The sequence below is a fragment of the Mesorhizobium sp. J8 genome, from assembly GCF_016591715.1.
Taxonomy (GTDB): domain Bacteria; phylum Pseudomonadota; class Alphaproteobacteria; order Rhizobiales; family Rhizobiaceae; genus Mesorhizobium.
In genome coordinates this window covers 4452641-4476709 of sequence record NZ_AP024109.1, presented here as the reverse complement: position 1 = coordinate 4476709, position 24069 = coordinate 4452641, and the positions used below count along the sequence as shown (strand labels likewise).

At 64.6% G+C, this 24069-nt stretch carries 21 protein-coding genes and 1 other RNA gene; 21 read left to right on the top strand and 1 reads right to left on the bottom strand.

The window, feature by feature from the left end:
• Nucleotides 1–123: 123 nt before the first annotated feature.
• The 3 genes from rnpB to MJ8_RS21495 all read left to right on the top strand — a co-directional run bounded on the left by rnpB (nt 124) and on the right by MJ8_RS21495 (nt 1242).
• An RNA gene (rnpB, locus tag MJ8_RS21505) (RNase P RNA component class A) lies at nt 124–517 on the top strand.
• 152 nt (nt 518–669) lie between these two features.
• Entirely contained in the window at nt 670–945 is a 276-nt protein-coding gene (locus tag MJ8_RS21500) for a type II toxin-antitoxin system ParD family antitoxin (protein WP_201410744.1), read from the top strand.
• Nucleotides 946–948: 3 nt separating this feature from the next.
• Complete coding sequence (locus tag MJ8_RS21495; protein WP_201410743.1) at nt 949–1242, top strand: type II toxin-antitoxin system RelE/ParE family toxin; 294 nt, start codon at nt 949–951, stop codon at nt 1240–1242.
• A gap of 5 nt (nt 1243–1247) precedes the next feature.
• Here the strand turns inward: MJ8_RS21495 and MJ8_RS21490 are convergent, their stop codons facing one another.
• On the bottom strand, nt 1248–2363 hold the full coding sequence (locus MJ8_RS21490; protein WP_201410742.1) for a cystathionine gamma-lyase: 1116 nt from the start codon (nt 2361–2363) through the stop codon (nt 1248–1250).
• Between the two features lie 393 nt (nt 2364–2756).
• On the opposite strand from MJ8_RS21490, the gene mraZ reads away from it, so the two are divergent.
• From mraZ to MJ8_RS21400, 18 genes are all read left to right on the top strand, one after another.
• Nucleotides 2757–3215 (top strand): division/cell wall cluster transcriptional repressor MraZ, encoded by a 459-nt coding sequence (mraZ, locus tag MJ8_RS21485; RefSeq protein ID WP_201410741.1) that lies wholly within the window; start codon nt 2757–2759, stop codon nt 3213–3215.
• Complete coding sequence (gene rsmH, locus MJ8_RS21480; RefSeq protein ID WP_201410740.1) at nt 3212–4228, top strand: 16S rRNA (cytosine(1402)-N(4))-methyltransferase RsmH; 1017 nt, start codon at nt 3212–3214, stop codon at nt 4226–4228. Before mraZ ends, rsmH begins: the two co-directional genes overlap by 4 nt.
• A gap of 4 nt (nt 4229–4232) precedes the next feature.
• A complete protein-coding gene (locus MJ8_RS21475) occupies nt 4233–4628 on the top strand; it encodes a hypothetical protein (RefSeq protein ID WP_201410739.1) in 396 nt (131 codons plus the stop codon).
• Complete coding sequence (locus tag MJ8_RS21470) at nt 4625–6349, top strand: peptidoglycan D,D-transpeptidase FtsI family protein (protein ID WP_201410738.1); 1725 nt, start codon at nt 4625–4627, stop codon at nt 6347–6349. Before MJ8_RS21475 ends, MJ8_RS21470 begins: the two co-directional genes overlap by 4 nt.
• 54 nt (nt 6350–6403) lie before the next feature.
• A complete protein-coding gene (locus MJ8_RS21465) occupies nt 6404–7858 on the top strand; it encodes a UDP-N-acetylmuramoyl-L-alanyl-D-glutamate--2,6-diaminopimelate ligase (protein ID WP_201410737.1) in 1455 nt (484 codons plus the stop codon).
• Nucleotides 7855–9288 (top strand): UDP-N-acetylmuramoylalanyl-D-glutamyl-2,6-diaminopimelate--D-alanyl-D-alanine ligase, encoded by a 1434-nt coding sequence (locus tag MJ8_RS21460; protein WP_201410736.1) that lies wholly within the window; start codon nt 7855–7857, stop codon nt 9286–9288. The genes MJ8_RS21465 and MJ8_RS21460 overlap by 4 nt, the downstream gene beginning before the upstream one ends.
• Nucleotides 9289–9314: 26 nt before the next feature.
• Nucleotides 9315–10397 (top strand): phospho-N-acetylmuramoyl-pentapeptide-transferase, encoded by a 1083-nt coding sequence (mraY, locus tag MJ8_RS21455; RefSeq protein WP_140544456.1) that lies wholly within the window; start codon nt 9315–9317, stop codon nt 10395–10397.
• A 9-nt stretch (nt 10398–10406) separates the two neighbouring features.
• Nucleotides 10407–11810, top strand: a complete 1404-nt coding sequence (murD, locus tag MJ8_RS21450) for a UDP-N-acetylmuramoyl-L-alanine--D-glutamate ligase (RefSeq protein ID WP_201410735.1) — start codon at nt 10407–10409, stop codon at nt 11808–11810.
• On the top strand, nt 11810–12961 hold the full coding sequence (gene ftsW, locus MJ8_RS21445) for a putative lipid II flippase FtsW (protein WP_040982268.1): 1152 nt from the start codon (nt 11810–11812) through the stop codon (nt 12959–12961). Before murD ends, ftsW begins: the two co-directional genes overlap by 1 nt.
• 6 nt (nt 12962–12967) lie before the next feature.
• Complete coding sequence (gene murG / locus MJ8_RS21440) at nt 12968–14092, top strand: undecaprenyldiphospho-muramoylpentapeptide beta-N-acetylglucosaminyltransferase (protein ID WP_201410734.1); 1125 nt, start codon at nt 12968–12970, stop codon at nt 14090–14092.
• Nucleotides 14089–15495: a UDP-N-acetylmuramate--L-alanine ligase gene (gene murC / locus MJ8_RS21435; protein ID WP_201410733.1), complete on the top strand. Its 1407-nt coding sequence runs from the start codon at nt 14089–14091 to the stop codon at nt 15493–15495. The genes murG and murC overlap by 4 nt, the downstream gene beginning before the upstream one ends.
• Nucleotides 15492–16457, top strand: coding sequence for a UDP-N-acetylmuramate dehydrogenase (murB, locus tag MJ8_RS21430; RefSeq protein WP_201410732.1), 966 nt, complete (start codon nt 15492–15494; stop codon nt 16455–16457). The genes murC and murB overlap by 4 nt, the downstream gene beginning before the upstream one ends.
• 315 nt (nt 16458–16772) lie before the next feature.
• Complete coding sequence (locus MJ8_RS21425) at nt 16773–17699, top strand: D-alanine--D-alanine ligase (protein ID WP_201410731.1); 927 nt, start codon at nt 16773–16775, stop codon at nt 17697–17699.
• Entirely contained in the window at nt 17687–18631 is a 945-nt protein-coding gene (locus tag MJ8_RS21420; RefSeq protein WP_201410730.1) for a cell division protein FtsQ/DivIB, read from the top strand. Before MJ8_RS21425 ends, MJ8_RS21420 begins: the two co-directional genes overlap by 13 nt.
• The gene (gene ftsA / locus MJ8_RS21415) at nt 18628–19935 is read left to right on the top strand and encodes a cell division protein FtsA (protein ID WP_201410729.1); all 1308 of its coding nucleotides are present in this window, start codon (nt 18628–18630) and stop codon (nt 19933–19935) included. Before MJ8_RS21420 ends, ftsA begins: the two co-directional genes overlap by 4 nt.
• A 67-nt stretch (nt 19936–20002) precedes the next feature.
• Nucleotides 20003–21670, top strand: coding sequence for a cell division protein FtsZ (ftsZ, locus tag MJ8_RS21410; RefSeq protein WP_201410728.1), 1668 nt, complete (start codon nt 20003–20005; stop codon nt 21668–21670).
• A gap of 379 nt (nt 21671–22049) precedes the next feature.
• Nucleotides 22050–22997, top strand: coding sequence for a UDP-3-O-acyl-N-acetylglucosamine deacetylase (gene lpxC, locus MJ8_RS21405; RefSeq protein WP_201410727.1), 948 nt, complete (start codon nt 22050–22052; stop codon nt 22995–22997).
• A 202-nt stretch (nt 22998–23199) separates the two neighbouring features.
• Entirely contained in the window at nt 23200–24069 is an 870-nt protein-coding gene (locus MJ8_RS21400; protein ID WP_201410726.1) for an outer membrane protein assembly factor BamD, read from the top strand.

The following is a 24069-nucleotide window of genomic DNA, read 5'->3' as shown; positions in this document are numbered from 1 at the left end:
GAATGGATTTGGGCAACGAGTGTCTGTCTGATGCATGTCGTTGTCCCAAATCCATTGCGCTTCGGGCACTCACCCGGCTTTTTCGTTTGCGTTTTCAAGCGGGAATCCCTTTATACGCCCTTGCCAGCTGGCCGGGCGGCCGCGCCCGCGAGAGCCGAAAGGTTGCGGGTGAGGAAAGTCCGGGCTCCATGGAGACACGGTGCCGGCTAACGGCCGGCGGGGGCGACCCCAGGGAAAGTGCCACAGAAAGCAAACCGCCCGGCATTGCCGGGCAAGGGTGAAAGGGTGGGGTAAGAGCCCACCGCGCGACTGGCAACAGGAGCGGCACGGCAAACCCCACCGGGAGCAAAACCGAATAGGGGCGGTGCGAAGGGAAACCTTCGAGGGCTGTTTCCGGCCCACCGTCCGGGTAGGTTGCGTGAGGCGCATGGCGACATGCGCCCAAGATGAATGGCCGCCACGTTCTCGTCGCAAGGCGAGGGCCATACAGAACCCGGCTTACAGGCCAGCTGGCAATTTTGTCCTAGCGATAGCTGAACGGGATCAGCAGGGTTACGCCGACGGGTGGAATCTCTGATTCAAGCATTGCCGTGAGGCGGCCTCCCCGACGTGGTCAGTCTTGAAGCTGGTGCGATTAAATCGTACCTTCTAGCGAAATAGGAGCACGTCATGGGCCAGGTCGACAAACGCAGCATCACGCTTTCGCCGGAACTGGCGCAGGCCGTCGACGATGTCGTAGCCGCCGGAGAGTATGCTTCCGCGAGCGAAGTGATCCGCGATGCGCTCAGGCAATGGAAGGAGCGCCGCGACCTGCTCGGTTACACCGTGGAGGAGTTGCGCAAGCTCGTTCAGGAGGGGATCGACAGCGGGCCGGGACGGTTTGTATCGATGGACGAAATCAAGGCTGAAGCGCGCCGGCGCTTTCGGTCCGGCGGAGCGGTATGACGCTTGCGGGCTATCGTTCGAACCTCGCATGCCGAAGAGGATTTGATCGCGATCTGGCAATATGTTGCGCGTGATAGCGAAGCTGCAGCGGACCGGCTGCTCGATCGCATCGAAAACCGGTGGCAGCAACTCGCCATTTACCCTGCATCTGGTCCTTTGCGAGATGATATCGCTCCGGGCATCCGCCATCTCGTCGTTGGCGAATATCTCACCTTTTACCGCGTCGGCGAAGATGCGGTCGAAATCCTCCGCGTGCTGCATGGCCGGCGCAACATCGAGGCTGACGATCTGGTATAGCGGGACTAGGCGCCAATCTTGTCCAGCGACGCCTCGATCGCCCGCCAGAGCTCCTCGACTGGCTCGCAGCCGATCGCCAGGCGAACAAAGCCAGGCGGCACGGCGTCGCCGCGTTTCGAGCGCCGCTCAGCCGATGTATGAACACCGCCGAATGAGGTTGCCGATTCAATCAGCGCGCAATTGTCGATGAACGCCTCGGCCTTCTGTTCCGAGGCCAGCTCGAACGAGATCAAAAAACCGAAGCGCTCCATCTGGGCACGCGCCAGATTGTGCGAGGCGTCGCCCTCGAGCCCGGGAAAGCGCAAGCCGCTGACGGCGCGATGGTCCTTCAGGCGCCGCGCGATGGTTTCGGCCGACGAGCACATGCGGTCGAAGCGTACTTCGAGCGTCTCGAGGCCGCGATGCACGAGCCATGCCTCGAACGGGCCGGGGATACCGCCGGCCGTCTCGCGCCAATCCTTCACCCTGGCGACAATGTCGGGATCGCGGCTGGCGACATGGCCAAAGAGCACGTCCGAATGGCCGTTGATCGCCTTGGTGTCGGCCGAGACCACGACGTCGGCACCGAGATCCAGCGGGCGCTGGCCGAAGGGTGTCATCGTCGTGTTGTCGACGATCAGGAGCCCTCCTTGCGCATGGACGGCCTTGGCGACGGCGGTGATGTCGCAGATGTCGAGCCGCGGGTTCGACGGACTTTCGACGAACACCGCCCGGTAGCCGGCGAAGCCGCCATCGAGCATGCTTGCCGTCGGCCTCACCTGATAGGCGACGCCGAGCGGTTTCAGGAAACGCTCGGCCAGAGCCCGCGTCGTGTGATAGCCGTCCGACGGCAAAAGGATGCGGTCGCCCGATTTGGCGAGCGCGAAGAAAGCGGCGGAAATCGCCGCCATTCCCGATGGGAAGGCAACGCACTGCGCATCTTCCAGATGGCCAAGCGCATGCTCGACGGCATGCCAGGTCGGGTTGCTGAAACGGCCATATTGATCGAAGCCGGTCGCGTCGCCCGGCGCGTGGAAGATCGAGGCCATGGTCAGCGGCAAGGGGATGGGATCGCCCTTGGCGAAACCGGCGCTGCGCAAATGGGTAAGCGTCGCGGCGCGGGACTTCGCGGTGTCGGACATCAATTCGATCCTCGATCAGGCAGAACTTCACTCGACGCTATGCGCGCCGGCCGTCCACAGCAAGCCGCGTCTTTTTGGGCCAGAGGGCTCTAAACGCTTCGTTAGGCTTAATAGACGATAAAGACGAGACGCGCCTTCGGCCTGCGCTTTCTGGTTGTGGCGTGCATGTTTGTGATGTCTGTTCCCGTTGACGCCCATAATACCCCATGATATCCCATTCAGATCAAGCTTTCGTTCCGCGTCAGGGTGAAGCGTACGCCAATCGGGCAGCCGCGGCGGCTGCGCGTTTGCCGGTTTTCGCCCCGGTGAATGAAGCGATCTGCCGCAAGCGAGGCGGGGGCGCGGAGAACAACATGGGAAGGGGTACGGCGGCGGAAGCGGCTGTAGCGTTCATTGGACCGATTTCTGTCAAACGCGGTGAACAGGATCGATGCGAAGGGGCGGGTGTCCGTTCCGGCGCATTTCCGCGCCGTGGTGCAGAAGCGCGGCTATTCGGAACTCTACGCGCTGCGCTGCCTGGACCTGCCGGCCATGGATGTGGGTGGCCTCGATCTGCTCGACCGCTACGAGCAGCGGATAGCGCTGGAAGACCCGTTCCTGCAGACGGCGGACGACATGTCGTTCTTCTGCCACGGCGATGGCACATTCCTGAAATTGGACCAGGACGGCCGCATCACCATGACCGATTTCATCCGCGAGCATACGGGCATCTCGAACGAGGTGGCCTTTGTCGGCCGCGGCAATTTCTTTCAAATCTGGGAGCCGGGACGGCTTGCCGCCTATGGGGCGCAGGCGCGGGCCAGGCTTTTGCAGCTTCGGCAGGGGACGAAGCCCGGGGAGCGATCGGAATGATGGCTGGCCACGGCGATGACGCTCACGCCGTTGGCGGACTGGCCCGTCACATTCCGGTCCTCCTTGCCGAGGTGCTCGATGCGCTCGCGCCGAAAGCGGGCGATACCATCATCGACGGGACGTTCGGCGCCGGCGGCTACACCAGCGCTATCCTCGATCGCGGCGCTTCAGTCGTCGCCATCGACCGCGATCCGGACGCAATCGCGGCGGGCAGGGCGCTCGAAGAGCAGGCCGGCGGCCGGCTGAGGCTGGTCCAGGCGCCGTTCTCGACGCTGGACGAGCATGTCGAAAGCGCCGAGGGCGTCGTGCTCGACATCGGCGTCTCGTCCATGCAGCTCGACCAGGCCGAACGCGGTTTTTCGTTTCGCGCCGACGGGCCGCTCGACATGCGCATGGCGCAGGCAGGTCTCTCCGCGGCCGACGTCGTCAACACCTTCAAGGCGGGCGACCTTGCCCGCATCTTCGGCTTTCTCGGCGAGGAGCGTCACGCCGGGCGCATCGCGCGCATGATCGAGAGCCGGCGCGAGAAGAAGCCTTTCGAGCGCACGCTCGATCTCGCCGACGCCATCCAAACGCATATCGGACGGGCGCCGAAGGACAAGATCCACCCCGCCACGCGCGTCTTCCAGGCGCTGCGCATCTTCGTCAATGACGAGCTTGGCGAACTGGCAAGGGCGCTGCTAGCCGCCGAGCGTGTGCTGAAGCCCGGCGGACGGCTCGCGGTGGTGACGTTCCATTCCCTGGAGGACCGCATCGTCAAGCGCTTCATCGCCGATCGTTCCGAAGCCGCCGGCGGCTCGCGCCACATGCCCGATGCGCCGCAGCGCGTCGCGACTTTCCGTAAAGCTGGCGGCGGCGTGACGCCGGGAGAAGCCGAGCTGGACGCCAATCCGCGCGCGCGCTCGGCCAGGCTGCGCGCCGCGATCCGCACCGACGCTCCGGCACGCGCCGGCGATTTTTCGATTTTCGGCCTTCCAAAGCTTCCCGCCGTCGAGCGGCCGGGGGAGAGGTGAGCACGTGTTTCGTACCAGCGACATAGTCCTGATTGCCGTCATGGTCTCGGCCGCGGCCCTGACCTACAAGACGAAGCGGGAAGCCGAGGAGCAACTGGCGGCGGTGCAGAAGATCCAGGCGCAAATCCACTACGAGGAGGAAACGATCGATCTCCTCAAGGCGGACTGGAGCCTGCTCACGCAGCCGTCGCGGCTGCAGAAGCTTGCCGACGTCTATAAGAGCCAGCTCGGACTCGAGCCGGTGAACGCGCACCAGATCGGCAGCCTCGACGATATTCCCGTGAAACCCGTGACCATCGAGGATCTCTCCTCGCAGCGCCTTGGCGGCATGGCCGACAATTCGGGCAAGGAGCCTTCGGACGGCAAGGATCCAGTGGTCACCGGGAGCACCGTTCAATGATCAGCAGGCTTCCAAGGATCGGTGACCTGCTGAAGCGCCGGAAGAAGCAGGCCGAGGACGGCTCGATCGTCGTCGATGCCGCCCGCAAGGCGACGGGCGGCAAGGCAAGGACGCGCATCGTCATGACCATGGCGGTGTTCTTCACCATCTATTCGACCATTGCCGGCCGGCTCGTCTATCTCGGCATGCAGAACCCGGATCTTTCGGGCGGCCCGGAGAGCCGGGTCACGGCATCGCGTCCGGATATCGTCGACCGCAACGGCGAGGTGCTGGCGACCGACATCAAGACGGCGTCGCTGTTTGCGGAGCCGCGCCGCATCGTCGACGCCGACGAAGCGATCGAGAAATTGTCGACCGTGCTGCCGGAGATCGACTACGAGCAGACCTACCGCAAGCTCAAGAGCGGCGCCGGCTTCGTCTGGCTGCAGCGCCAGCTGACGCCGAAGCAGCAGGCCGACATCCTGGCGTTGGGCATACCCGGGCTCGGCTTCCGCACCGAAAAGCGGCGCTTCTATCCGAGCGGCGAGACCTCGTCCTATATCGTCGGCCTGACCAACATCGATAACCAGGGCATCTCCGGCATGGAGAAGTATATCGACGAGCAGGGGTTGAGCGACCTGCAGGCGTCGGGTCTGGCCGTGGCCAAGGATCTCAAGCCGGTCAGGCTTTCGATCGATCTGCGCGTCCAGCATGTGGTGCGCGACGAGATCGCCGCCGGCCTGGAGCGCTATCGCGCATTGGGCGCCGGCGCCGTCGTGCTGAACATCAAGACGGGCGAAGTGATGGCGATGGCCTCGGTGCCGGACTTCGATCCGAACAATCCTTACAATGCGCAGGAAAAGGACCGGCTGAACCGCATGTCGGCGGGTCTCTACGAGATGGGCTCGACCTTCAAGAGCTTCACCTCGGCCATGGCGCTCGATTCCGGCAAGGCGACGATGAACAGCCGCTTCGATGCCTCGCATCCGATCCGGGTCGGCCACCAGGCCATCCACGATTTCCATGGCAAGAACCGCGTCCTGTCCTTGCCGGAAGTGTTCCTCTATTCGTCCAACATCGGGTCGGCCAGGGAGGCCGAGCTGGTCGGCATCGAAGGGCACCGCGAATTCCTGCATCGCCTCGGCATTCTGGACAGGATGCAGACCGAGCTGCCCGAGGTCGCGCGTCCGACCGAGCCCAAGGTCTGGAAACAGGTCAACTCTTTCACCATCGCCTTCGGCCACGGCGTGTCGACGACGCCTCTGCAGGCCGCCGTGGGCTGCGCGGCGCTGATGCAGGGCTATCTGATCGAGCCGACATTCCTGGTCCGCAGCGAGGAGGAGGCCATGGCGGTGGCCAAGAGAGTGGTCAGTGACAAGACGGTCGAAGGCATGCGCTACCTCTACACGCTCAACGCCGAGAAGGGCTCGGCCAGAAACGCCAGGGCCCCCGGCTACCGGGTCGGCGGAAAGACCGGAACGGCCGAGAAGGTCATCAACGGCCGTTACTCCAAGGAGTTGAATTTCAACACCTTCGTCGCCGCCTTCCCGATGGACGATCCGCAATTCCTGGTGTTCACGATCGCCGACGCTCCGCATCCGGAAAAGCCCGGGATGACGGACGTCGCCGCCAACAATGCGGGGGTTATGGCCGGCAATATCATCAGGCGCTCAGCGGCCATGCTTGGCGTGAAGCCAGATTTCAGCCATGAAAATGGTGCAACGCTGGTTTCCTATCAGTGATTCTTGGGGCGCGCCGGCAACTGCGCGCTATTTTGTTGCGGTGAACGGGACTCAATGCATCTAAAAGATCTAGCCGGTATCCTGCCTGTCGAGGGAACAGCTTTCCCCGATCTGGAGGTGACCGGACTTTCCTCCGATTCCCGCGCCGTCAAGTCCGGCGCCGTCTTCTTCGCGCTTGCCGGCAGCAAGGCCGACGGCTCGGCCTATGCGGCCGACGCAGCAAGCCGTGGCGCCGCGGCGATCGTCACCGGCAGGGGCGCGGCCGTCCCAAGCCTGTCGATCCCGGTTCTCGCCGTCGATGATCCGCGCCTGGCGCTGGCGCTCAGCGCGGCGCGCTTCTTCGGCCGCCAGCCGGAGACCATGGTCGCCGTCACCGGCACCGCCGGCAAGACATCCGTCGCCGCCTTCACCCGCCAGATCTGGGAGCAGGCGGGTTTTGCCGCCGCCTCGATCGGCACAACCGGTGTCGTGGCGCCCGGCCGCAACGAATATGGCTCGCTGACGACGCCCGATCCGGTGGCGCTGCACCGGTTGCTCAAGGAACTGGCGGATGCCGGCGTCACCCACGCCTCGATGGAAGCCTCGAGCCACGGCCTCGACCAGCGCCGCCTCGACGGCGTGAAGCTCGCGGCCGGCGCCTTCACCAATCTCGGACGCGACCACATGGATTATCATCCGACGGTCGAGGATTATCACCGCGCCAAGCTGCGTCTGTTCGACACGCTGCTGCCGAAGGGCGCGCCCGCGATCGTCTTTGCCGACGACCCGTGGTCGGAGCCGACCATCAAGGCCGCGAAGGCGGCGGGGCTGAAAGTGTTGACCGTCGGGCGCCATGGCGATTTCCTGACGCTCAAGCGGGTCGAGCATGAGCGCCATCGCCAGCGCGCCGAAATCGTGGCGGACGGCGTGCTGCACGAGGTCGACCTGCCTTTGGCCGGCGATTTCCAGATCGCCAACGCGCTGGTCTCGGCAGGCCTTGCCATCGCGACTGGAACGTCCGTGGCCAAAGCCTTGGCGGCATTGGAGAAATTGAAGGGCGCGCCGGGCCGGCTCGACCTCGTCGGCACCACCGCCGCCGGCGCTCCCGTTTATGTCGACTACGCCCACAAGCCCGATGCGCTGGAAAACGTGCTGACCTCGGTCCGGCCTTTCACCACGGGCCGCGTCGTCGTGGTGTTCGGCTGCGGCGGCGACCGCGATCGGGGAAAAAGGCCGATCATGGGCGAGATCGCGACCCGGCTCGCCGACATCGTCATCGTCACCGACGACAATCCGCGCAGCGAGGTGCCCGAAACGATCCGGGCGGCGATCCTTGCCGCCGCGCCCGGCGCCATTGAGATCGGCGACCGCCGCAAGGCGATCCACGAGGCGGTGGCGATGCTGCGCGCCGGCGACACGCTGATCGTCGCCGGCAAGGGGCATGAGGAAGGCCAGACCATCGGCAGCGAAACCTTCCATTTCTCCGACCATGAGGAAGTGCGCGATGCGCTGAAGGAGCGCGCCGCATGAACCTGCTGTGGACGTCGGAAGCGCTGGTCGAGGCGATGGGCGGCAGGCCGATCGGCTCGCTGCCGGAGGGCATCACCGGCATTTCGATCGACAGCCGCAGCCTGGAGCCTGGAGACGCCTTCTTCGCCATCAAGGGCGAGGCGATGGATGGCCATGATTTCGCGACGGCGGCGGTCAAGGCCGGAGCGGCCGTGCTGGTCGTCGCCGAAGCCAAGCTGCCCTCGCTCGGACGGCTGACGGCGCCGATGATCGTCGTGCAGGATGTGCTTGCGGCGCTGGAGAAGCTCGGCGTCGCGGCCCGCGCCCGCTCGAAGGCCAGAATCATCGCGGTCACCGGTTCGGCCGGCAAGACGACCACCAAGGAAGCGCTGCGCCATGTGCTGTCGGCGGTCGGCAGGGTGCATGCCTCGGCGCAGTCGTTCAACAACCATTGGGGCGTGCCGCTGACGCTGGCGCGCATGCCGCAGGACTGCGACTACGCGGTCTTCGAGATCGGCATGAACCATCCGGGCGAGATCAGGCCGCTGGTCAAGATGGTCAGGCCGCATGTCGCCATCGTCACGATCATTGCCGCCGCCCATCTCGGCTTCTTCAAGAATCTCGACGAGATCGCCATGGCAAAGGCCGAGATTTTCGAGGGGATCGAGCCCGGCGGCGCCGCGCTGCTCAACCGCGACGATCCACGCTGGAAGCTGCTCGGGAAAATGGCGAAAGACGCAGGCGTCGAGCATGTCTTCGGGTTCGGCGAAAATGTCCGCTCGGCCTTCCGCCTGGTCGGCTGCGAACTCCATGCCGACCATTCCGACATCGTCGTCAAGATCGGCAAGAGGGATCTGACCGCCCGTGTCGGGGCGCCCGGCCGTCATATCGTGCAGAATGTCCTGGCCGTGCTTGGCGCCGCGCAACTGGTCGGTGCGGACGTCGACAAGGTCGCGGCCGCGCTTGCGGATCTTTCGGCCGAGCGCGGGCGGGGCCGGCGCCATGTCCTGCATCATCCCGACGGGCCGATCACACTGATCGACGAGAGCTACAACGCCAATCCGGCGTCGATGGCGGCGGCCATGGCGCTGCTCAACGCCACGCCGGTCTCGGGCGAGGGCAGGCGCATCGCCGTGCTCGGCGACATGCTGGAGCTCGGCAGCCATTCGGCGAAACTCCATGCAGCGCTTGCCGAGCTGATCGTCGGGACGGGCACGCGCAACGTCTTTCTCGGCGGTCCGGAAATGCGGGCGCTGGCCGACGTCCTGCCGTCGGACATCGCGACCGAGTATCGCTCGGGAGCGGAAGATTTGAAGCCACTCGTGATCTCCGCGCTCAGGCCCGGCGACGTGGTGATGGTCAAATCGTCTAAAGGCATCGGGTTTTCAAAGCTGGTCGAGGCATTGCTCGGCAAATTTCCGGCGGAAGCCACAAACATTAAGCCGGCCTAGGTCGGGTTCCGGGGGACGGAAGGACCATGTTCACACTGCTCGTCGATTTCGCGGACAAGATCTCGTTCTTCAACGTCTTCCGCTACATCACTTTCCGCACCGGCGGCGCGCTGATCACCTCGGCGCTGATCGTCTTCATCTTCGGGCCGACGATCATCAATTCGCTGCGCCTGCGGCAAGGCAAGGGCCAGCCGATCCGCGCCGACGGCCCGCAGACGCATTTCAAGAAAGCGGGAACGCCGACCATGGGCGGGCTGATGATCCTGTCCGGCATCATCGGTTCGTCGCTTCTATGGGCGAACCTTTCCTCGATCTATGTCTGGGTGGTGCTTCTGGTCACCGTCGGCTTCGGCTCGATCGGCTTCTACGACGACTATCTCAAGGTCACCAAGCAGTCGCATCTGGGCTTCTCAGGCAAGGCGCGGCTGGCGATCGAGTTCATCATCGCGGCGATCGCCGCCTGGGTGATCATGCACAATGGCCAGGCGCCGTTCTCGTCGTCGCTGACCTTCCCCTTCGCCAAGGAATTCCTCATCAACCTCGGCTGGTTCTTCGTGCCGTTTTCCTGCTTCGTCATCGTCGGCGCGGGCAATGCGGTGAACCTGACCGACGGCCTGGACGGGCTGGCGATCGTGCCCATCATGATCGCGGCGGCGTCCTTCGGCGTCATCGCCTATCTCTCGGGCAACGCGGTCTTCGCCGAATATCTGCAGATCCATTTCGTGCCCGGCACCGGTGAACTCGCCGTCGTGCTCGGCGCGGTGATCGGCGCGGGCCTCGGCTTCCTCTGGTTCAACGCGCCGCCGGCCGCAATCTTCATGGGCGACACCGGCTCGCTGGCGATGGGCGGGCTGATCGGCACCATCGCGGTCGCCACAAAGCACGAGATCGTTCTGGTCATCGTCGGCGGCCTGTTCGTGGTCGAGATCCTGTCGGTCATCATCCAGGTCGGCTATTTCAAGATGACCGGCAAACGCGTCTTCCTGATGGCGCCGATCCATCACCATTTCGAAAAGCTCGGCTGGACCGAAAGCCAGGTGGTGATCCGCTTCTGGATCATCGCCGTCATCCTGGCACTGGTCGGCCTCTCCACCCTCAAGCTTAGATAGGGCGCCTGCTTGATCCCAGCCGCTTCCTTTTCCGGCAAACGCGTTTCGCTCTTCGGGCTTGGCGGCTCGGGGATCGCCACCGCGCATGCGCTGATCGCGGGGGGCGCCGAGGTGCTGGCCTGGGACGACAATCCGGACAGCGTCGCGAAGGCGGCCGCCGCGGGCATTGCAACCGGCGATCTGCGCGGAGCCGACTGGCCGCGTTTCGCGGCCTTCGTGCTGTCGCCAGGCGTGCCGCTGACGCATCCGAAGCCACATTGGACCGTGGAGCTGGCGCGCGGCGCCGGCGTCGAGGTGATCGGCGATATCGAGCTGTTCTGCCGCGAGCGCATCAGCCGCGCCCCGGCGGCCCCCTTCATCGCGATCACCGGGACCAACGGCAAGTCGACGACCACGGCGCTGACGGCGCATATCCTGAAATCCGCGGGGCGCGACACGCAGATGGGCGGCAATATCGGCCGCGCCATCATGACGCTCGATCCGCCAGAGCCGCAGCGCCACTATGTGGTCGAGTGCTCGTCCTATCAGATCGACCTTGCGCCCTCGATCGACCCGACGGCCGGCATCCTGCTCAATCTCACGCGCGACCATCTCGACCGGCACGGCACGATGGCGCATTACGCCTCGATCAAGGAGCGGCTGGTCGCCGGCTCAGACACCGCGATCGTCGGCGTCGACGATTCCTGGTGCGCCCAGATCGCCGACCGGCTGGAACGCGCCGGCCGACCCGTCGTTCGCATTTCCAAGCGCCTGCCTTTGACCGATGGCTATTTCGCCGACGGCACCAATCTGATGGAAGCGGTGCATGGCCGCTACAGCCGCGTCGCCTTCCTCGAAGGCATCGGCTCCCTGCGCGGCCAGCACAATGCGCAGAATGCGCTGGCCGCCGTCGTCGCGTGCCTGAAAGTCGGGCTCGATCTCGGCGAGATCCAGGCCGGGCTGGAAAGCTTCCCCGGTCTGGCGCACCGCATGGAGCAGGTCGGCCGCAAGGATCATGTGCTGTTCGTCAATGATTCCAAGGCCACCAATGCCGACGCGGCCGCACCCGCGCTGTCGAGCTTCGCCAACCGTATCTACTGGATCGCCGGCGGCCTGCCCAAGGAAGGCGGCATCGAGCCGTTGCGCGGTTTCTTCCCGCGCATCGCCAAGGCCTATCTCATCGGCGAGGCGGCGCCCGCCTTTGCCGCGACGCTCGGCGAGGGGGTGCCCTACGAAATATCGGGAACGCTGGCGGCCGCTGTCGAGCACGCCGCCCATGACGCGGCAAACGACGCCGGCGGAGAGGCGGTGGTGTTGCTGTCGCCGGCCTGCGCCAGTTTCGACCAGTTCAAGAATTTCGAAGTTCGCGGCGAAGCCTTCAGGCAAGCTGCGACTGCTATTGATGGTGTGAAACCCATCGGAGGGCCACGTTGATGCAAAGCCGTCTCGACAAAAGTCCTGTCGCAACCTGGTGGTGGACGATCGACCGCTGGTTCCTGGCCGCGTTCCTGTCGCTGATGGGGTTGGGCATCATTTTATCCTTCGCGGCCAGCCCCGCGGTGGCCGAGCGTATCGGCCTCGACAGCTTTCACTTCGCCACCAGGCAGGTCATCTTCACCATCCCGGCGCTCCTCGTCATGCTTGCGGTCTCTTTTCTGGAGGCGCGACAGATAAGGCGCATGTCGCTGGTGATGCTCTGCATCATGCTGGTGCTGATGGTGGCGGTGCTCTACATCGGCGTCGAGGTGAAGGGCGCGCGGCGCTGGGTATCGCTCGCCGGCCTTTCCATCCAGCCGTCCGAATTCCTGAAACCCGCCTTCGTCATCATCTGCGCGTGGCTGTTTGCCGAGCATAAGCGCCAGCCCGACATTCCCGGCAATCTGTTCGCCATGCTTTTGCTTGCGCTGGTCATCTCGCTTCTGGTGGCGCAGCCCGACCTCGGCCAGACCATGCTGGTGACGGGCACGTGGGGCGTGATGTTCTTCATGGCCGGCCTGCCGTGGCTGTGGATCGTGGCTCTCGGCATCGTCGGGGCGAGCGGGCTGTTCGCTGCCTATTCGGTGTTCCCGCACGTTGCCTTGCGCATCGACAAGTTTCTGACCGGCGAAGGCGACACGTTCCAGGTCGATATGGGCCGCGAGGCATTGATCAACGGCAGTTGGTTCGGTGTCGGGCCGGGCGAGGGAACCGTCAAGCGCATTGTTCCGGATGCTCATACCGACTTCGTATTCTCCGTCGCCGGCGAGGAGTTCGGGTTGATCATGTGCTTCTTCATCATGTCGATCTTCGCCTTCATCGTGCTGCGCGGCTTGAGCATCGCGCTCAAGGAACACGACGATTTCACCCGCTACGCGGTCGGCGGCCTCGTCACCGTCTTCGGCCTGCAATCGGCCATCAATATGTGTGTGAACCTACAGCTGATGCCGGCCAAGGGCATGACGCTGCCTTTCATCTCCTATGGCGGCTCCTCGCAGATCGCCATCGCCGTCTCGATGGGCATGGTGCTCGCATTGACGCGCAAGCGGCCGGAAAAGCGCAAGCAGATGGGCTTCGTCCTCGCGCAGCGCGCAATGCCGGCGGAATGAGGCGGGATGTCAAAGGGTGTCATCCTGCTTGCAGCCGGCGGAACGGGCGGACATCTGTTTCCGGCCGAGGCGCTCGCGCATGAATTGATCGACCGCGGCTGGAAGGTGCATCTCGCCACCGACCATCGCGCCGAGCGTTATTCCCGCCATTTCCCGGCAGCCGACACGCACACGATCGCCTCGGCCACGCTGGGTTCCAAGAACCCGGTCGCGATGCTCTCGGCCTTCTGGAAAATCTGGCAGGGCGTGCGGGAAGCCAGCCGGGTGATCGCCAGGATCAAGCCGGAAGCGGTCGTCGGTTTCGGCGGCTATCCGACGCTGCCGCCGCTCTATGCTGCGACAAGGCGAAGAGTGCCGACGCTGATCCATGAGCAGAACGCCGTCATGGGCCGCGCCAACAAGGCGCTCGCCGGCCGAGTCGACGCGATTGCCGGCGGCTTCCTGCCGGAAGGGGCGAGCGCCGCCGGCGCAAAGACCGTGACCACCGGCAATCCGGTCCGGCCGCAGGTCCTCGAAGCTGCGAAGACGCCGTATGTCGTCTCGAGCGAGGGCGAACCGTTCCGCTTGCTCGTGTTCGGCGGCAGCCAAGGCGCCCAGTTCTTTTCCGATGCCGTGCCCGCGGCGATCGCGCTTTTGCCGGAAGACCTGCGCAAGCGGCTGGCGATCACCCAGCAGGCGCGCGCCGAGGATGTGGCGCGGGTGAAGGCCGCCTATGTCGATCTCGGGGTCGACGCCCAGGTTTCTCCCTTCTTCACCGACATGGCGGCGCGCATGGGGGCGGCGCACCTGGTGATGTCGCGCTCCGGCGCCTCGACGGTTTCGGAAATCGCCGTCATCGGCCGGCCGGCGCTGCTGGTGCCTTACCCGCACGCGCTCGATCATGACCAGGCGGCGAATGCCGCCGCACTTGCCGCCGCCGGCGGCGCCGAGCTCCATCCGCAGTCGACGCTGTCGGCGGAGCGGATCGCCGAACTGGTCGGAGGGCTGATCAGGGATCCGAACCGGCTGGCGACCATGGCCGCCGCCGCCCGCTCGTCCGGGAAACCGAATGCGGCGCGATTGCTCGCCGATCTGACAGAGGCTATTGCGTCCGGCAAAACGGTTTCGGACTACAGGAGGACGCGCCCATGAAGATGCCGCAGACGATTGGCCTTGTGCATTTCATCGGCATCGGCGGCATCGGCATGAGCGGCATCGCCGAGGTGCTGCACAATCTCGGCTATAAGGTGCAGGGGTCCGATCAGGCCGACGGCGCCAATGTGCAGCGGCTGCGCGACAAGGGCATCGAATGTTTCGTCGGCCACAAGGCCGAGAATCTCGGCGACGCCGAAGTGGTGGTCGTTTCGACCGCGATCAAGAAATCCAACCCGGAACTGAAAGCCGCGCGCGAGAGGCTTTTGCCGATCGTGCGCCGGGCCGAGATGCTGGCCGAGCTGATGCGTTTCCGACAGGCCATCGCCATCGGCGGCACGCATGGCAAGACGACGACCACGTCCATGGTGGCGACGCTGCTCGAGGCCGGCGGGCTCGACCCGACCGTCATCAATGGCGGCATCATCAACGCCTACGGCACCAATGCGCGCATGGGCGACGGCGAGTGGATGGTGGTCGAAGCCGACGAGAGCGACGGCACGTTCCTGAAACTGCCGGCCGACATCGCCGTCGTCACCAACATCGATCCCGAGCATCTGGACCACTATGGCAGCTTCGACAAGGTGCGCGAGGCCTTCCGCCAGTTCGTCGAGAACGTGCCGTTCTACGGCTTCGGCGTGATGTGCACCGACCATCCGGAAGTGCAGGCGCTGGTCGGCCGTATCGAGGACCGGCGCGTCATCACCTATGGCGAGAACGCGCAGGCCGATGTCCGCTTCATCAACCACCGCATGCAGGGCGCGACCTCGGAGTTCGACGTGGTCATCCGCGACCGCAAGGGGCGCGGCACCTCGACGATCCAGGATCTGCGCCTGCCGATGCCCGGCAGGCACAACGTCTCCAACGCGACGGCGGCGATCGCGGTCGCGCATGAGCTTGGCCTCTCGGCCGAGGCGATCAAGAAGGGCCTGTCGTCCTTCGCCGGCGTCAAGCGGCGCTTCACCCATACCGGCTCGTGGAACGGCGTCGAGGTGTTCGACGACTACGGCCATCATCCGGTCGAGATCGCGGCGGTGCTGAAGGCCGCGCGCAGCGCAACCAAGGGGCGTGTCATCGCCATCGCGCAGCCGCATCGCTTCACCCGGCTGCATGATCTGTTCAACGAGTTCTCCGTCTGCTTCAACGACGCCGACACGGTCATGGTCGCGCCGGTCTATGCGGCCGGAGAGGAGCCCATCGAAGGCGCGACTTCCGACGCGCTGGTGTCGCGCATCCGCTCTGGCGGCCACCGCGACGCACGCTATATCGATGGCCAGGCGGCGATCGCGCCCGCCATTCGCGAGCTTGCCAAGCCCGGCGATTTCGTAGTCTTCCTCGGCGCCGGCAACATCACGCAATGGGCCTATGCGCTGCCCAGGGAACTTGGGGGGACGCCCTCATGATGCGCGGCCAGGACCTGATCGACAAGCTCGGCGACAAGCTTTCCGGCCTGCGCGGCCGCATCACGCCGAACGCCGAGATGGACAAGATCACCTGGTTCCGGGCCGGCGGCCTGGCGGAGGCACTGTTCCAGCCGGCCGACGAGGAAGACCTTGCCGCCTTCCTGCGCGCCGTGCCGGAGGAAATACCGGTCATGGTGGTCGGCGTCGGATCGAATCTGCTGGTGCGCGACGGCGGCGTTCCCGGTTTCGTCGTCAGGCTCTCGGCCAAGGGTTTTGGCGAGGCCGAGGCCACCGGGCCGACCACGATCAAGGCGGGAGCGGCAACGCCGGACAAACGCGTCGCCGCGGTGGCTTACGAAGCCGGCATAGGCGGCTTCCATTTCTACCACGGCATCCCCGGCGCCGTCGGCGGCGCGCTCAGGATGAATGCCGGCGCCAACGGCGTCGAGACCCGCGAGCGGGTCGTCGAGGTTAGGGCGCTGGACCGCAAGGGCAACCTCCACACGCTCAGCAATGCCGATATGGGCTATGCCTATCGTCACGCATCCGCGCCTTCCGGACTGATCTTCACCTCGGCCGTTTTCGAAGGCTTTGCCGAAGACAAGGCGGCGATCAAGGTTGCGATGGATGCGGTGCAGAACCATCGCGAGACGGTGCAGCCGATCAGGGAGAAGACCGGCGGCTCGACCTTCAAGAATCCGGAAGGCACCTCGGCCTGGAAGGAGATCGACAAGGCGGGCTGCCGCGGGCTGATGATCGGGGGCGCGCAGATGTCGCCGATGCATTGCAACTTCATGATCAACACCGGCACGGCCACCGGCTACGACCTCGAATATCTCGGCGAAACGGTGCGAGCGCGGGTGCTTGAGAATTCGGGCATCCGGCTGCACTGGGAGATCAAGCGCCTCGGCAATTTCCGCCCCGGTCATGCGGTGCAGGAGTTTCTTGGCCAGCTTCTTTGAGCGCAGGCTCAAGTTCATGTGATGCTTGAACTTGCAGCGGTGTGAAACGGCCGCGAAACCGTTGCCTTAAAGACTCACAATTCACTTTTTGCTGCCGTTTTCGCGGAAAGTGAATCTCTCGGAATCATAGGCACTTGCCAGCGAATCAACTCTCTGATTCTCTGCCCTGAAGCGTTTTCTGATTTGAGTCGTTCGACGCGTTCAGTCGCGTTTTCCGTCTGGGGGGGCAACCTGCCGGAAGACTCGGACTCAATGCTTGGAAATGCGGTACGGGAATATCGGTTGCAGGCCCGGCGTGAGAGGGGAATGACGGGAATGAAGAAGAAGCATGTGGCTGTCCTCCTGGGTGGATTCTCCTCGGAGCGGCCCGTGTCTCTGTCCTCGGGGAAGGCGTGTGCGGATGCGCTCGAGAGTGAAGGCTATCAGGTCACCCGTGTCGATGTTTCGCGCGACGTCGGAGCCGTGCTTGCCGAGCTCAAGCCCGACGTCGCCTTCAATGCGCTGCACGGTCCGTTCGGCGAGGACGGCACCATCCAGGGAATTCTCGAATATCTCGCAATTCCCTACACCCATTCGGGTGTGCTCGCTTCGGCGCTCGCCATGAACAAGGAGCAGGCCAAGAAGATCGCCAAGGCTGCCGGCATTCCGGTTGCGGAATCCAAGGTGGTCAACCGCTTCGCCGTCCAGAACAAGCATCCGATGAAGCCGCCTTATGTGGTCAAGCCTGTCAATGAGGGGTCGAGCTTCGGCGTGGTCATCGTGCATGAGGGGCAGTCGCATCCGCCCCAGGTGATCGGCTCGAGCGAATGGCAATATGGCGAGATCGTCATGGTCGAGCGCTACATCCATGGGCGCGAATTGACCTGCGCGGTGATGGGCGATGTGGCGCTTGGCGTCTGCGAGATCATCCCGACCGGGCATTCCTTCTACGATTACGATTCAAAATACGTTCCCGGCGGATCAAAACACGAAATCCCTGCTAAAATTTCACCGAATATTTACCAAAAAATACAGACACTGGCCCTCAAGGCTCATCTTGCCATTGGTTGCCGGGGCGTTTCCCGGTCGGACTTCCGTTACGACGACCGTCACTCCGAAAACGGCGAGGTTGTCTGGCTCGAGGTCAACACTCAGCCGGGCATGACGCCGACGTCTCTGGTGCCTGAAATCGCCGCGCAAGCGGGACACTCGTTCGGCGATTTGTTGAGTTGGATGGTGGAGGACGCTTCGTGTCTGCGTTGAGGTGGGGACAGGGTAGTGGCGGCGGTGCGGCTCGGTCCGTGCTGCTTGGCATGTCGCTGTCATTCGACCGTTTCGTGTTGCCGCGTCAGTTCCGCCGGCCGATGCGCGTGCTGGCGCGCCTGTGCGACGGCGAGTACGAAGCGCCGCGCTTCTCTGCGGCGATCCTTTCCGCCGCGCTGATCGCATCGAGCAGCGCCTATGGCGCCTTTCTCGGCGGTTACACTGACAGCATCGTTCAGGGCATTACGGCCCGCACCGGCTTTGCCGTCGACCAGATCAAGGTGGTCGGCAATCGCCAGACCTCCGAGATCGACGTGCTGGACCGGCTCGGCCTCGATGGCTGGACCTCGCTGATCGGCTTCGATGCCGAGGCTGCGCGCGAGCGTATCGCGACGCTGCCCTGGGTCGAGGGCGCGGCGGTGCGCAAGATCTATCCGCATACTCTGGAAGTGCGCGTCGAGGAGCGCGAGCCCTTCGCGCTCTGGCAGCAGGGCACTTCGGTTTCGGTCATCGAGCGGTCGGGCGAGGTGATCGCGCCGTTCTCGGGCGGCAAGCAGGCGCTGCTGCCGCTGATCATTGGCGCCGGCGCGCCGGCGATGGCGCCGGCCTTTCTCGATAAGATCAAGCACTATCCCGAGCTCGCGGCGCGGGTCAAAGGCTACATTCGGGTCGGCGAGCGGCGTTGGGATCTGAGGCTGGAGAACGGCATCACGGTCAAGCTGCCGGAAGACAACGAGGACCAGGCGATCGCCGAGCTCGTCAAGATCGACCATGACAACGGGCTTTTGACGCGCGACATCGCCGCCGTCGACATGCGGCTCTCCGACCGGCTGGTGGTGGAGCTCTCGCCCGAGGCGGCGACGCAGCGCGAAGCCGCGCTCAGCGACAAGCCGAAGAACCTGGCCAAGCGCAAGGCGGAGACGAAGATATGAGCTGGCTTGGCGGCAGCGGTGATCAATCTTCGCGCCGGTCGGGCACGCTCACCGTGCTCGATGTCGGGTCCAGCAAGGTTTGCTGCATTGTGGCGAAGCTCAAGCCGAACGAGGACGGCAAGCTCCTGCGCGGGCGGTCGCACCGCATCCAGGTGATCGGCATCGGCCACCAGAAGTCGCAAGGCGTGAAGTCGGGCGTAGTGGTCGACCTCGATCGTGCCGAGCATGCCGTCCGGCTTGCCGTCGATGCGGCTGAGCGCATGGCCGGGCTCACCGTCGATTCCCTCATCGTCAACATGACGGCTGGCCGGCTGAAGAGCGAAGCCTTCTCGGCGACGATCAATCTCGGCGGTCATCAGGTCGAGGAAGTCGACATCAAGCGGGTGCTCGCTGCCGGCGCCAAGCAGGCGCTCCGGGCCGAGCGCGAGGTGATCCATTCGCTGCCCGTGGGCTTCTCGCTCGATGGCGAGCGCGGCATGCGGGACCCGCGCGGCATGGTCGGCGATGCGCTTGGCGTCGACATGCATGTGCTGACCGGCGATGCCGCGCCGATGCGCAACCTCGAACTCTGTATCAACCGCTCGCATCTGTCGGTCGAGCGCATGGTGGCGACGCCCTATGCCAGCGGACTTGCCTCGCTGGTCGACGACGAGCTCGAAATGGGCGCCGCCTGCATCGACATGGGCGGCGGCACGACGACGATCTCGGTCTTCTCGGAAGGCAAGTTCGTGCACGGCGACGCCATCGCCATCGGCGGCAACCATGTGACGCTCGACATGGCCAAGGGGCTGTCGACCTCGCTCGATGCCGCGGAGCGGCTGAAGGTGATGCATGGCTCGGCACTGCCGGGTAGCGCCGACGACCGCGACCTCGTCTCGATCCAGCCGATCGGCGAAGAGGGCGATGTGCCGCTGCAGATCCCGCGCTCGGTGATGACGCGCATCATCCGCGCCCGCATCGACGAGACGCTGGAGCTTCTGCGCGACCGGCTGAACAAGTCCGGCTACGGCAATGCCGTCGGCAAGCGCGTCGTGCTCACAGGCGGCGCCAGCCAGCTCGCCGGCCTGCCGGAAGCGGCGCGACGCATTCTCGGGCGCAATGTGCGCATCGGTCGTCCACTGGGCGTCGCGGGCCTGCCTGAGGCGGCCAAGGGGCCGGCGTTCTCGACCCCGGTCGGACTGATGATCTATCCGCAGATGGCGAGTTTCGAGAGCCATTCGGCGAAAGGACTTTCCGGTTTCAGGATGACCGGAACAGGCGGAAAACTGCATCGCATGAGTCAGTGGTTGAGAGACAGTTTTTAATTTGACGGGGACAGCCCCATAGGCGGCCGCAGCGGCGAGGCGGCGGGAAAGGCAAAGGACGGAGACAATGACCATCAATCTGCAGAAGCCGGACATCACCGAGCTCAAGCCACGCATCACCGTGTTCGGTGTCGGCGGCGGCGGCGGCAATGCCGTGAACAACATGATCACAGCCGGCCTGCGCGGCGTCGAGTTCGTGGTGGCCAACACCGACGCGCAGGCGCTGACCATGTCGAAGGCCGAGCGGCTGATCCAGCTCGGCGCGCATGTCACCGAAGGCCTCGGCGCCGGCTCGCAGCCGGAAGTCGGCCGCGCGGCGGCGGAAGAGTGCATCGACGAGATCATCGATCACCTCTCCAACACCCATATGTGCTTCGTCACCGCCGGCATGGGCGGCGGCACCGGCACGGGTGCGGCTCCGGTCGTTGCCCGCGCCGCGCGCGAGAAGGGCATCCTCACGGTCGGCGTCGTCACCAAGCCGTTCCATTTCGAAGGCCAGCGCCGCATGAAGACGGCCGATATGGGCATCGAGGAACTGCAGAAGTGCGTCGACACCCTCATCGTCATTCCGAACCAGAACCTGTTCCGGCTGGCCAATGACAAGACCACCTTCGCCGATGCCTTCGCCATGGCCGACCAGGTGCTCTACTCGGGCGTTGCCTGTATCACCGACCTGATGGTCAAGGAAGGCCTGATCAATCTCGACTTCGCCGACGTCCGCTCGGTGATGCGCGAGATGGGCAAGGCGATGATGGGCACGGGCGAGGCATCGGGCGAAGGCCGCGCGATGGCCGCCGCGGAAGCCGCGATCGCCAACCCGCTGCTCGACGAGACCTCGATGAAGGGCGCCAAGGGCCTGCTGATCTCGATCACCGGCGGCCGCGACCTTACCCTGTTCGAAGTCGACGAGGCAGCCACCCGCATCCGCGAGGAGGTCGACCAGGACGCCAACATCATCCTGGGCGCCACCTTCGACGAGGAGCTGGAAGGCGTGATCCGCGTGTCGGTCGTCGCCACCGGCATCGACAAGTCGGCGGCCGAGATCGCGGCTGCGCCGATCTCGATCCGCGCGCCGCAGAAGCCGGCCGCCCGTCCGGCGGCGGCTCCGGCCGCCGAAATCCGTCCCGCTCCGGTTCAGCCGCAGACCTACGAGCCGCGCGCGGTCGATCCGGTCGCCGAGGCTATCCAGCTTGCCGAGGCGAATGCCGCCGCCATGGCGCAGCCGCGCCCCGCGCCGGCCGACGACTTCCGGCCGCAGAGCAAGATCTTCCAGGCTCCGCCGGCCCAGCCGCAGCCGCAACCGCAGCCGGTGATGCAGCCGCAGGTCATGCAGCAGCCCGCGCCGCAGCGCGAGATGCCGCAGCCGGTCGCCGCGGCGCCGCAACGCATGCCGCGCGTGGAAGACTTTCCGCCGGTGGTGAGGGCTGAGGTTGAAGCCAAGACCCGGCCGGCGGACCATGAGAACAGCGGTCCGATGGGGCTGATCAAGCGCCTGACCAACGGCCTTACCCGCCGCGAGGAAGAACCGGCCCGTCTCCAGCCGGCACAGCCGCGCGAACCGAAGCTGCGCCAGGCCGCGCCCGAGATGCGCCGTCTCGCCAGCCAGGATCCGCAGCTCTACGCGCCGCGCCGCGGGCAGCTCGACGATCAGGGCCGGCTGACGCCGCAGGCCCGCACGGTCCAGGAGGACGACCAGCTGGAAATCCCGGCCTTCCTGCGCCGCCAGGCCAACTGATCGATACGCCGGATCGACTATCGTCGATACGGCAGACCGTCCAATCGTTAACGATATGTAACGGTTGTTAACAGGCAGACGAGAAATCGTCTGCCTGTTGCTTTTGTGAAATCTATGAAAAACAATAGCTTATTGGCTGCTTTTGACAGAATCCCGCAGTTACACGGGGTAAGAAACCGTGATTTGGAGTCTCCCGGACGGGCCATTATCTTCGCCACGGACTAAAGTCGGTTAGCCGGGATTCGGGGAGTAGCCCTGCCTGCCGACCACACAGAGCCGCATGCTCTTGCTTATTTTGCCGCATCCTATGCGAAAGCCAGGCCATCACCTGGCTGCAAGATACCCAAGGCCGATAGAGCGGACGCAGGCATTTGGGGCTATGGGGTTACTCTTGCACGACTATCAGACCACAGTGAAATCGCGCGCGACGCTGACTGGCATCGGCGTCCATAGCGGCAAATCCGTCACCGTTCATTTCCTCCCTGCTGATGCCGACACCGGCATCGTCTTCCATCTTTCGAATGGCGGCCAGACCCGCGAGCTCCGCGCCCTGGTCGCCGAAGTCGGCGCAACCGATCTTTGCACCATGCTCGGCGATCCGGCGGGCGAGCATATCGGCACAGTCGAGCATCTGATGGCCACGGTGTTCGGCCTCGGCATCGACAATCTCATCATCGAGATCGACGGTTCGGAAGTCCCGATACTCGACGGCAGCGCCATGGCTTTCGTCGAAGCCTTCGACCAGGCCGGTATCGAGACGCTGGCGGTCAAGCGCCGCTATATCCGCGTCGTCAAGCCGGTGCGTGTGGAAGCCGGGGCGTCCTGGGCGGAGTTCCGCCCTTATGACGGCACGCGATTCGAGGTCGAGATCGATTTCGAAAGCCCGGCGATCGGCCGCCAGCAATTCGCCTCCGACATCAATCCCGATATCTTCCGCCGCGACATCGCGCGGGCACGGACCTTCGGCTTCATGAAGGACGTCGAGAGGCTTTGGGCCGCCGGCTACGCGCTCGGCTCGTCGCTGGAGAACTCGCTGGTCATCGGCGACGACAACCGCGTCATCAATGTCGGCGGGCTGCGCTATCCCAATGAATTCGCCCGCCACAAGACGCTGGATGCGATGGGCGACCTGGCGTTGGCCGGCGCGCGCTTCATCGGCTGCTTCCGCTCCTATCGCGGCGGCCACCGGATGAACGCGTCCGCGTTGCGCCGGCTGCTTTCCGACCACACGGCCTTCGAGATCGTCGAGACCCGGCGCCGCGAGCGCGGCCGAGTCGCCGAGATGATCGCCGTCAGCCGGCCGGTCTATGCACCCTGGGTGATCTGATTTTTAACCGTTTTCTGGCTTTGTAGGGCGGACTTGTGTTGCAGGATTGCATCACGAATCGCTGAAATTGCACAAGCTTGGGCGTAGGGCGGGCCCGCCACAAAAATGTGCGATTGGCCGGACATAGCGTTGCCGGGCAAGGGGATAATGGTTTAAGGGTTCGGCCCGGACCGAAACGACGCCGAAGGGGCGGAATCCAAACATGTTTTTTTCGCGAGTTGGTCAATCGGTAGCGCCGCGTCGTGGTGTTTTGCTGGCGCTGTCGGTGGTTGCTCCCGCGCTCGTGCTGTCGGCCTGCATGTCCTCCGAGAAGGATGTCAACCTGGCGACCTATGTCGACCAGACCGAACCGGCCGACGTTCTCTACAACCAGGGCCTGGCCAACATGAATGCCGGCCGCCTCGACGAGGCGAGCAAGAAGTTCGACGCCGTCGATCGCCAGCATCCCTATTCGGAATTCGCGCGCAAATCGATGGTGATGGGCGCTTTCGCCGACTACCGCGCCGGCAATTACGACGAGGCGATCGGAACCGCGAAACGCTACCTGACGCTCTATCCGTCGACCGACGACGCGGCTTACGCGCAATACATCATCGGCCTCAGCTACTACCGGCAGATCAAGGACGTCACCCAGGACCAGAAGGAAGCGCGCCAGACCATCCAGACCATGCAGGATCTGGTGACGCGCTGGCCGAACTCCGAATATGTGGCCGACGCCAAGGACAAGATCCGCTTCGCCAACGACCAGCTCGCCGGCAAGGAAATGCAGATCGGCCGCTATTATCTCGAGCGCCGCGAATACATCGCCGCCGTCAAGCGCTTCCGCACCGTGGTCGAAACCTATTCCAACACCCGCCATGTCGAGGAGGCGCTCGCGCGCCTGACCGAGTCCTATTATGCGATGGGCCTGACCTCGGAAGCGCAGACGGCCGCGGCGGTGCTTGGTCACAATTATCCGGACAGTCCGTGGTACAAGGATTCCTACAAGCTCCTGCAGAGCAACGGGCTTGAGCCGCGCGAAAATGCCGGTTCGTGGATCTCCAAGGCCGGGAAGATGATCACCGGCGCCTGA

Coding starts and splice junctions, on each gene's coding strand:
- MJ8_RS21500 (WP_201410744.1), top strand. CDS start 670: ATGGGCCAGGTCGACAAACGCAGCATCACGCTTTCGCCGGAACTGGCG.
- MJ8_RS21490 (WP_201410742.1), bottom strand. CDS start 2,363: ATGTCCGACACCGCGAAGTCCCGCGCCGCGACGCTTACCCATTTGCGC.
- rsmH (WP_201410740.1), top strand. CDS start 3,212: ATGATGGCTGGCCACGGCGATGACGCTCACGCCGTTGGCGGACTGGCC.
- MJ8_RS21470 (WP_201410738.1), top strand. CDS start 4,625: ATGATCAGCAGGCTTCCAAGGATCGGTGACCTGCTGAAGCGCCGGAAG.
- MJ8_RS21465 (WP_201410737.1), top strand. CDS start 6,404: ATGCATCTAAAAGATCTAGCCGGTATCCTGCCTGTCGAGGGAACAGCT.
- MJ8_RS21460 (WP_201410736.1), top strand. CDS start 7,855: ATGAACCTGCTGTGGACGTCGGAAGCGCTGGTCGAGGCGATGGGCGGC.
- mraY (WP_140544456.1), top strand. CDS start 9,315: ATGTTCACACTGCTCGTCGATTTCGCGGACAAGATCTCGTTCTTCAAC.
- ftsW (WP_040982268.1), top strand. CDS start 11,810: ATGCAAAGCCGTCTCGACAAAAGTCCTGTCGCAACCTGGTGGTGGACG.
- murG (WP_201410734.1), top strand. CDS start 12,968: ATGTCAAAGGGTGTCATCCTGCTTGCAGCCGGCGGAACGGGCGGACAT.
- murC (WP_201410733.1), top strand. CDS start 14,089: ATGAAGATGCCGCAGACGATTGGCCTTGTGCATTTCATCGGCATCGGC.
- murB (WP_201410732.1), top strand. CDS start 15,492: ATGATGCGCGGCCAGGACCTGATCGACAAGCTCGGCGACAAGCTTTCC.
- MJ8_RS21425 (WP_201410731.1), top strand. CDS start 16,773: ATGAAGAAGAAGCATGTGGCTGTCCTCCTGGGTGGATTCTCCTCGGAG.
- ftsA (WP_201410729.1), top strand. CDS start 18,628: ATGAGCTGGCTTGGCGGCAGCGGTGATCAATCTTCGCGCCGGTCGGGC.
- ftsZ (WP_201410728.1), top strand. CDS start 20,003: ATGACCATCAATCTGCAGAAGCCGGACATCACCGAGCTCAAGCCACGC.
- lpxC (WP_201410727.1), top strand. CDS start 22,050: ATGGGGTTACTCTTGCACGACTATCAGACCACAGTGAAATCGCGCGCG.
- MJ8_RS21400 (WP_201410726.1), top strand. CDS start 23,200: ATGTTTTTTTCGCGAGTTGGTCAATCGGTAGCGCCGCGTCGTGGTGTT.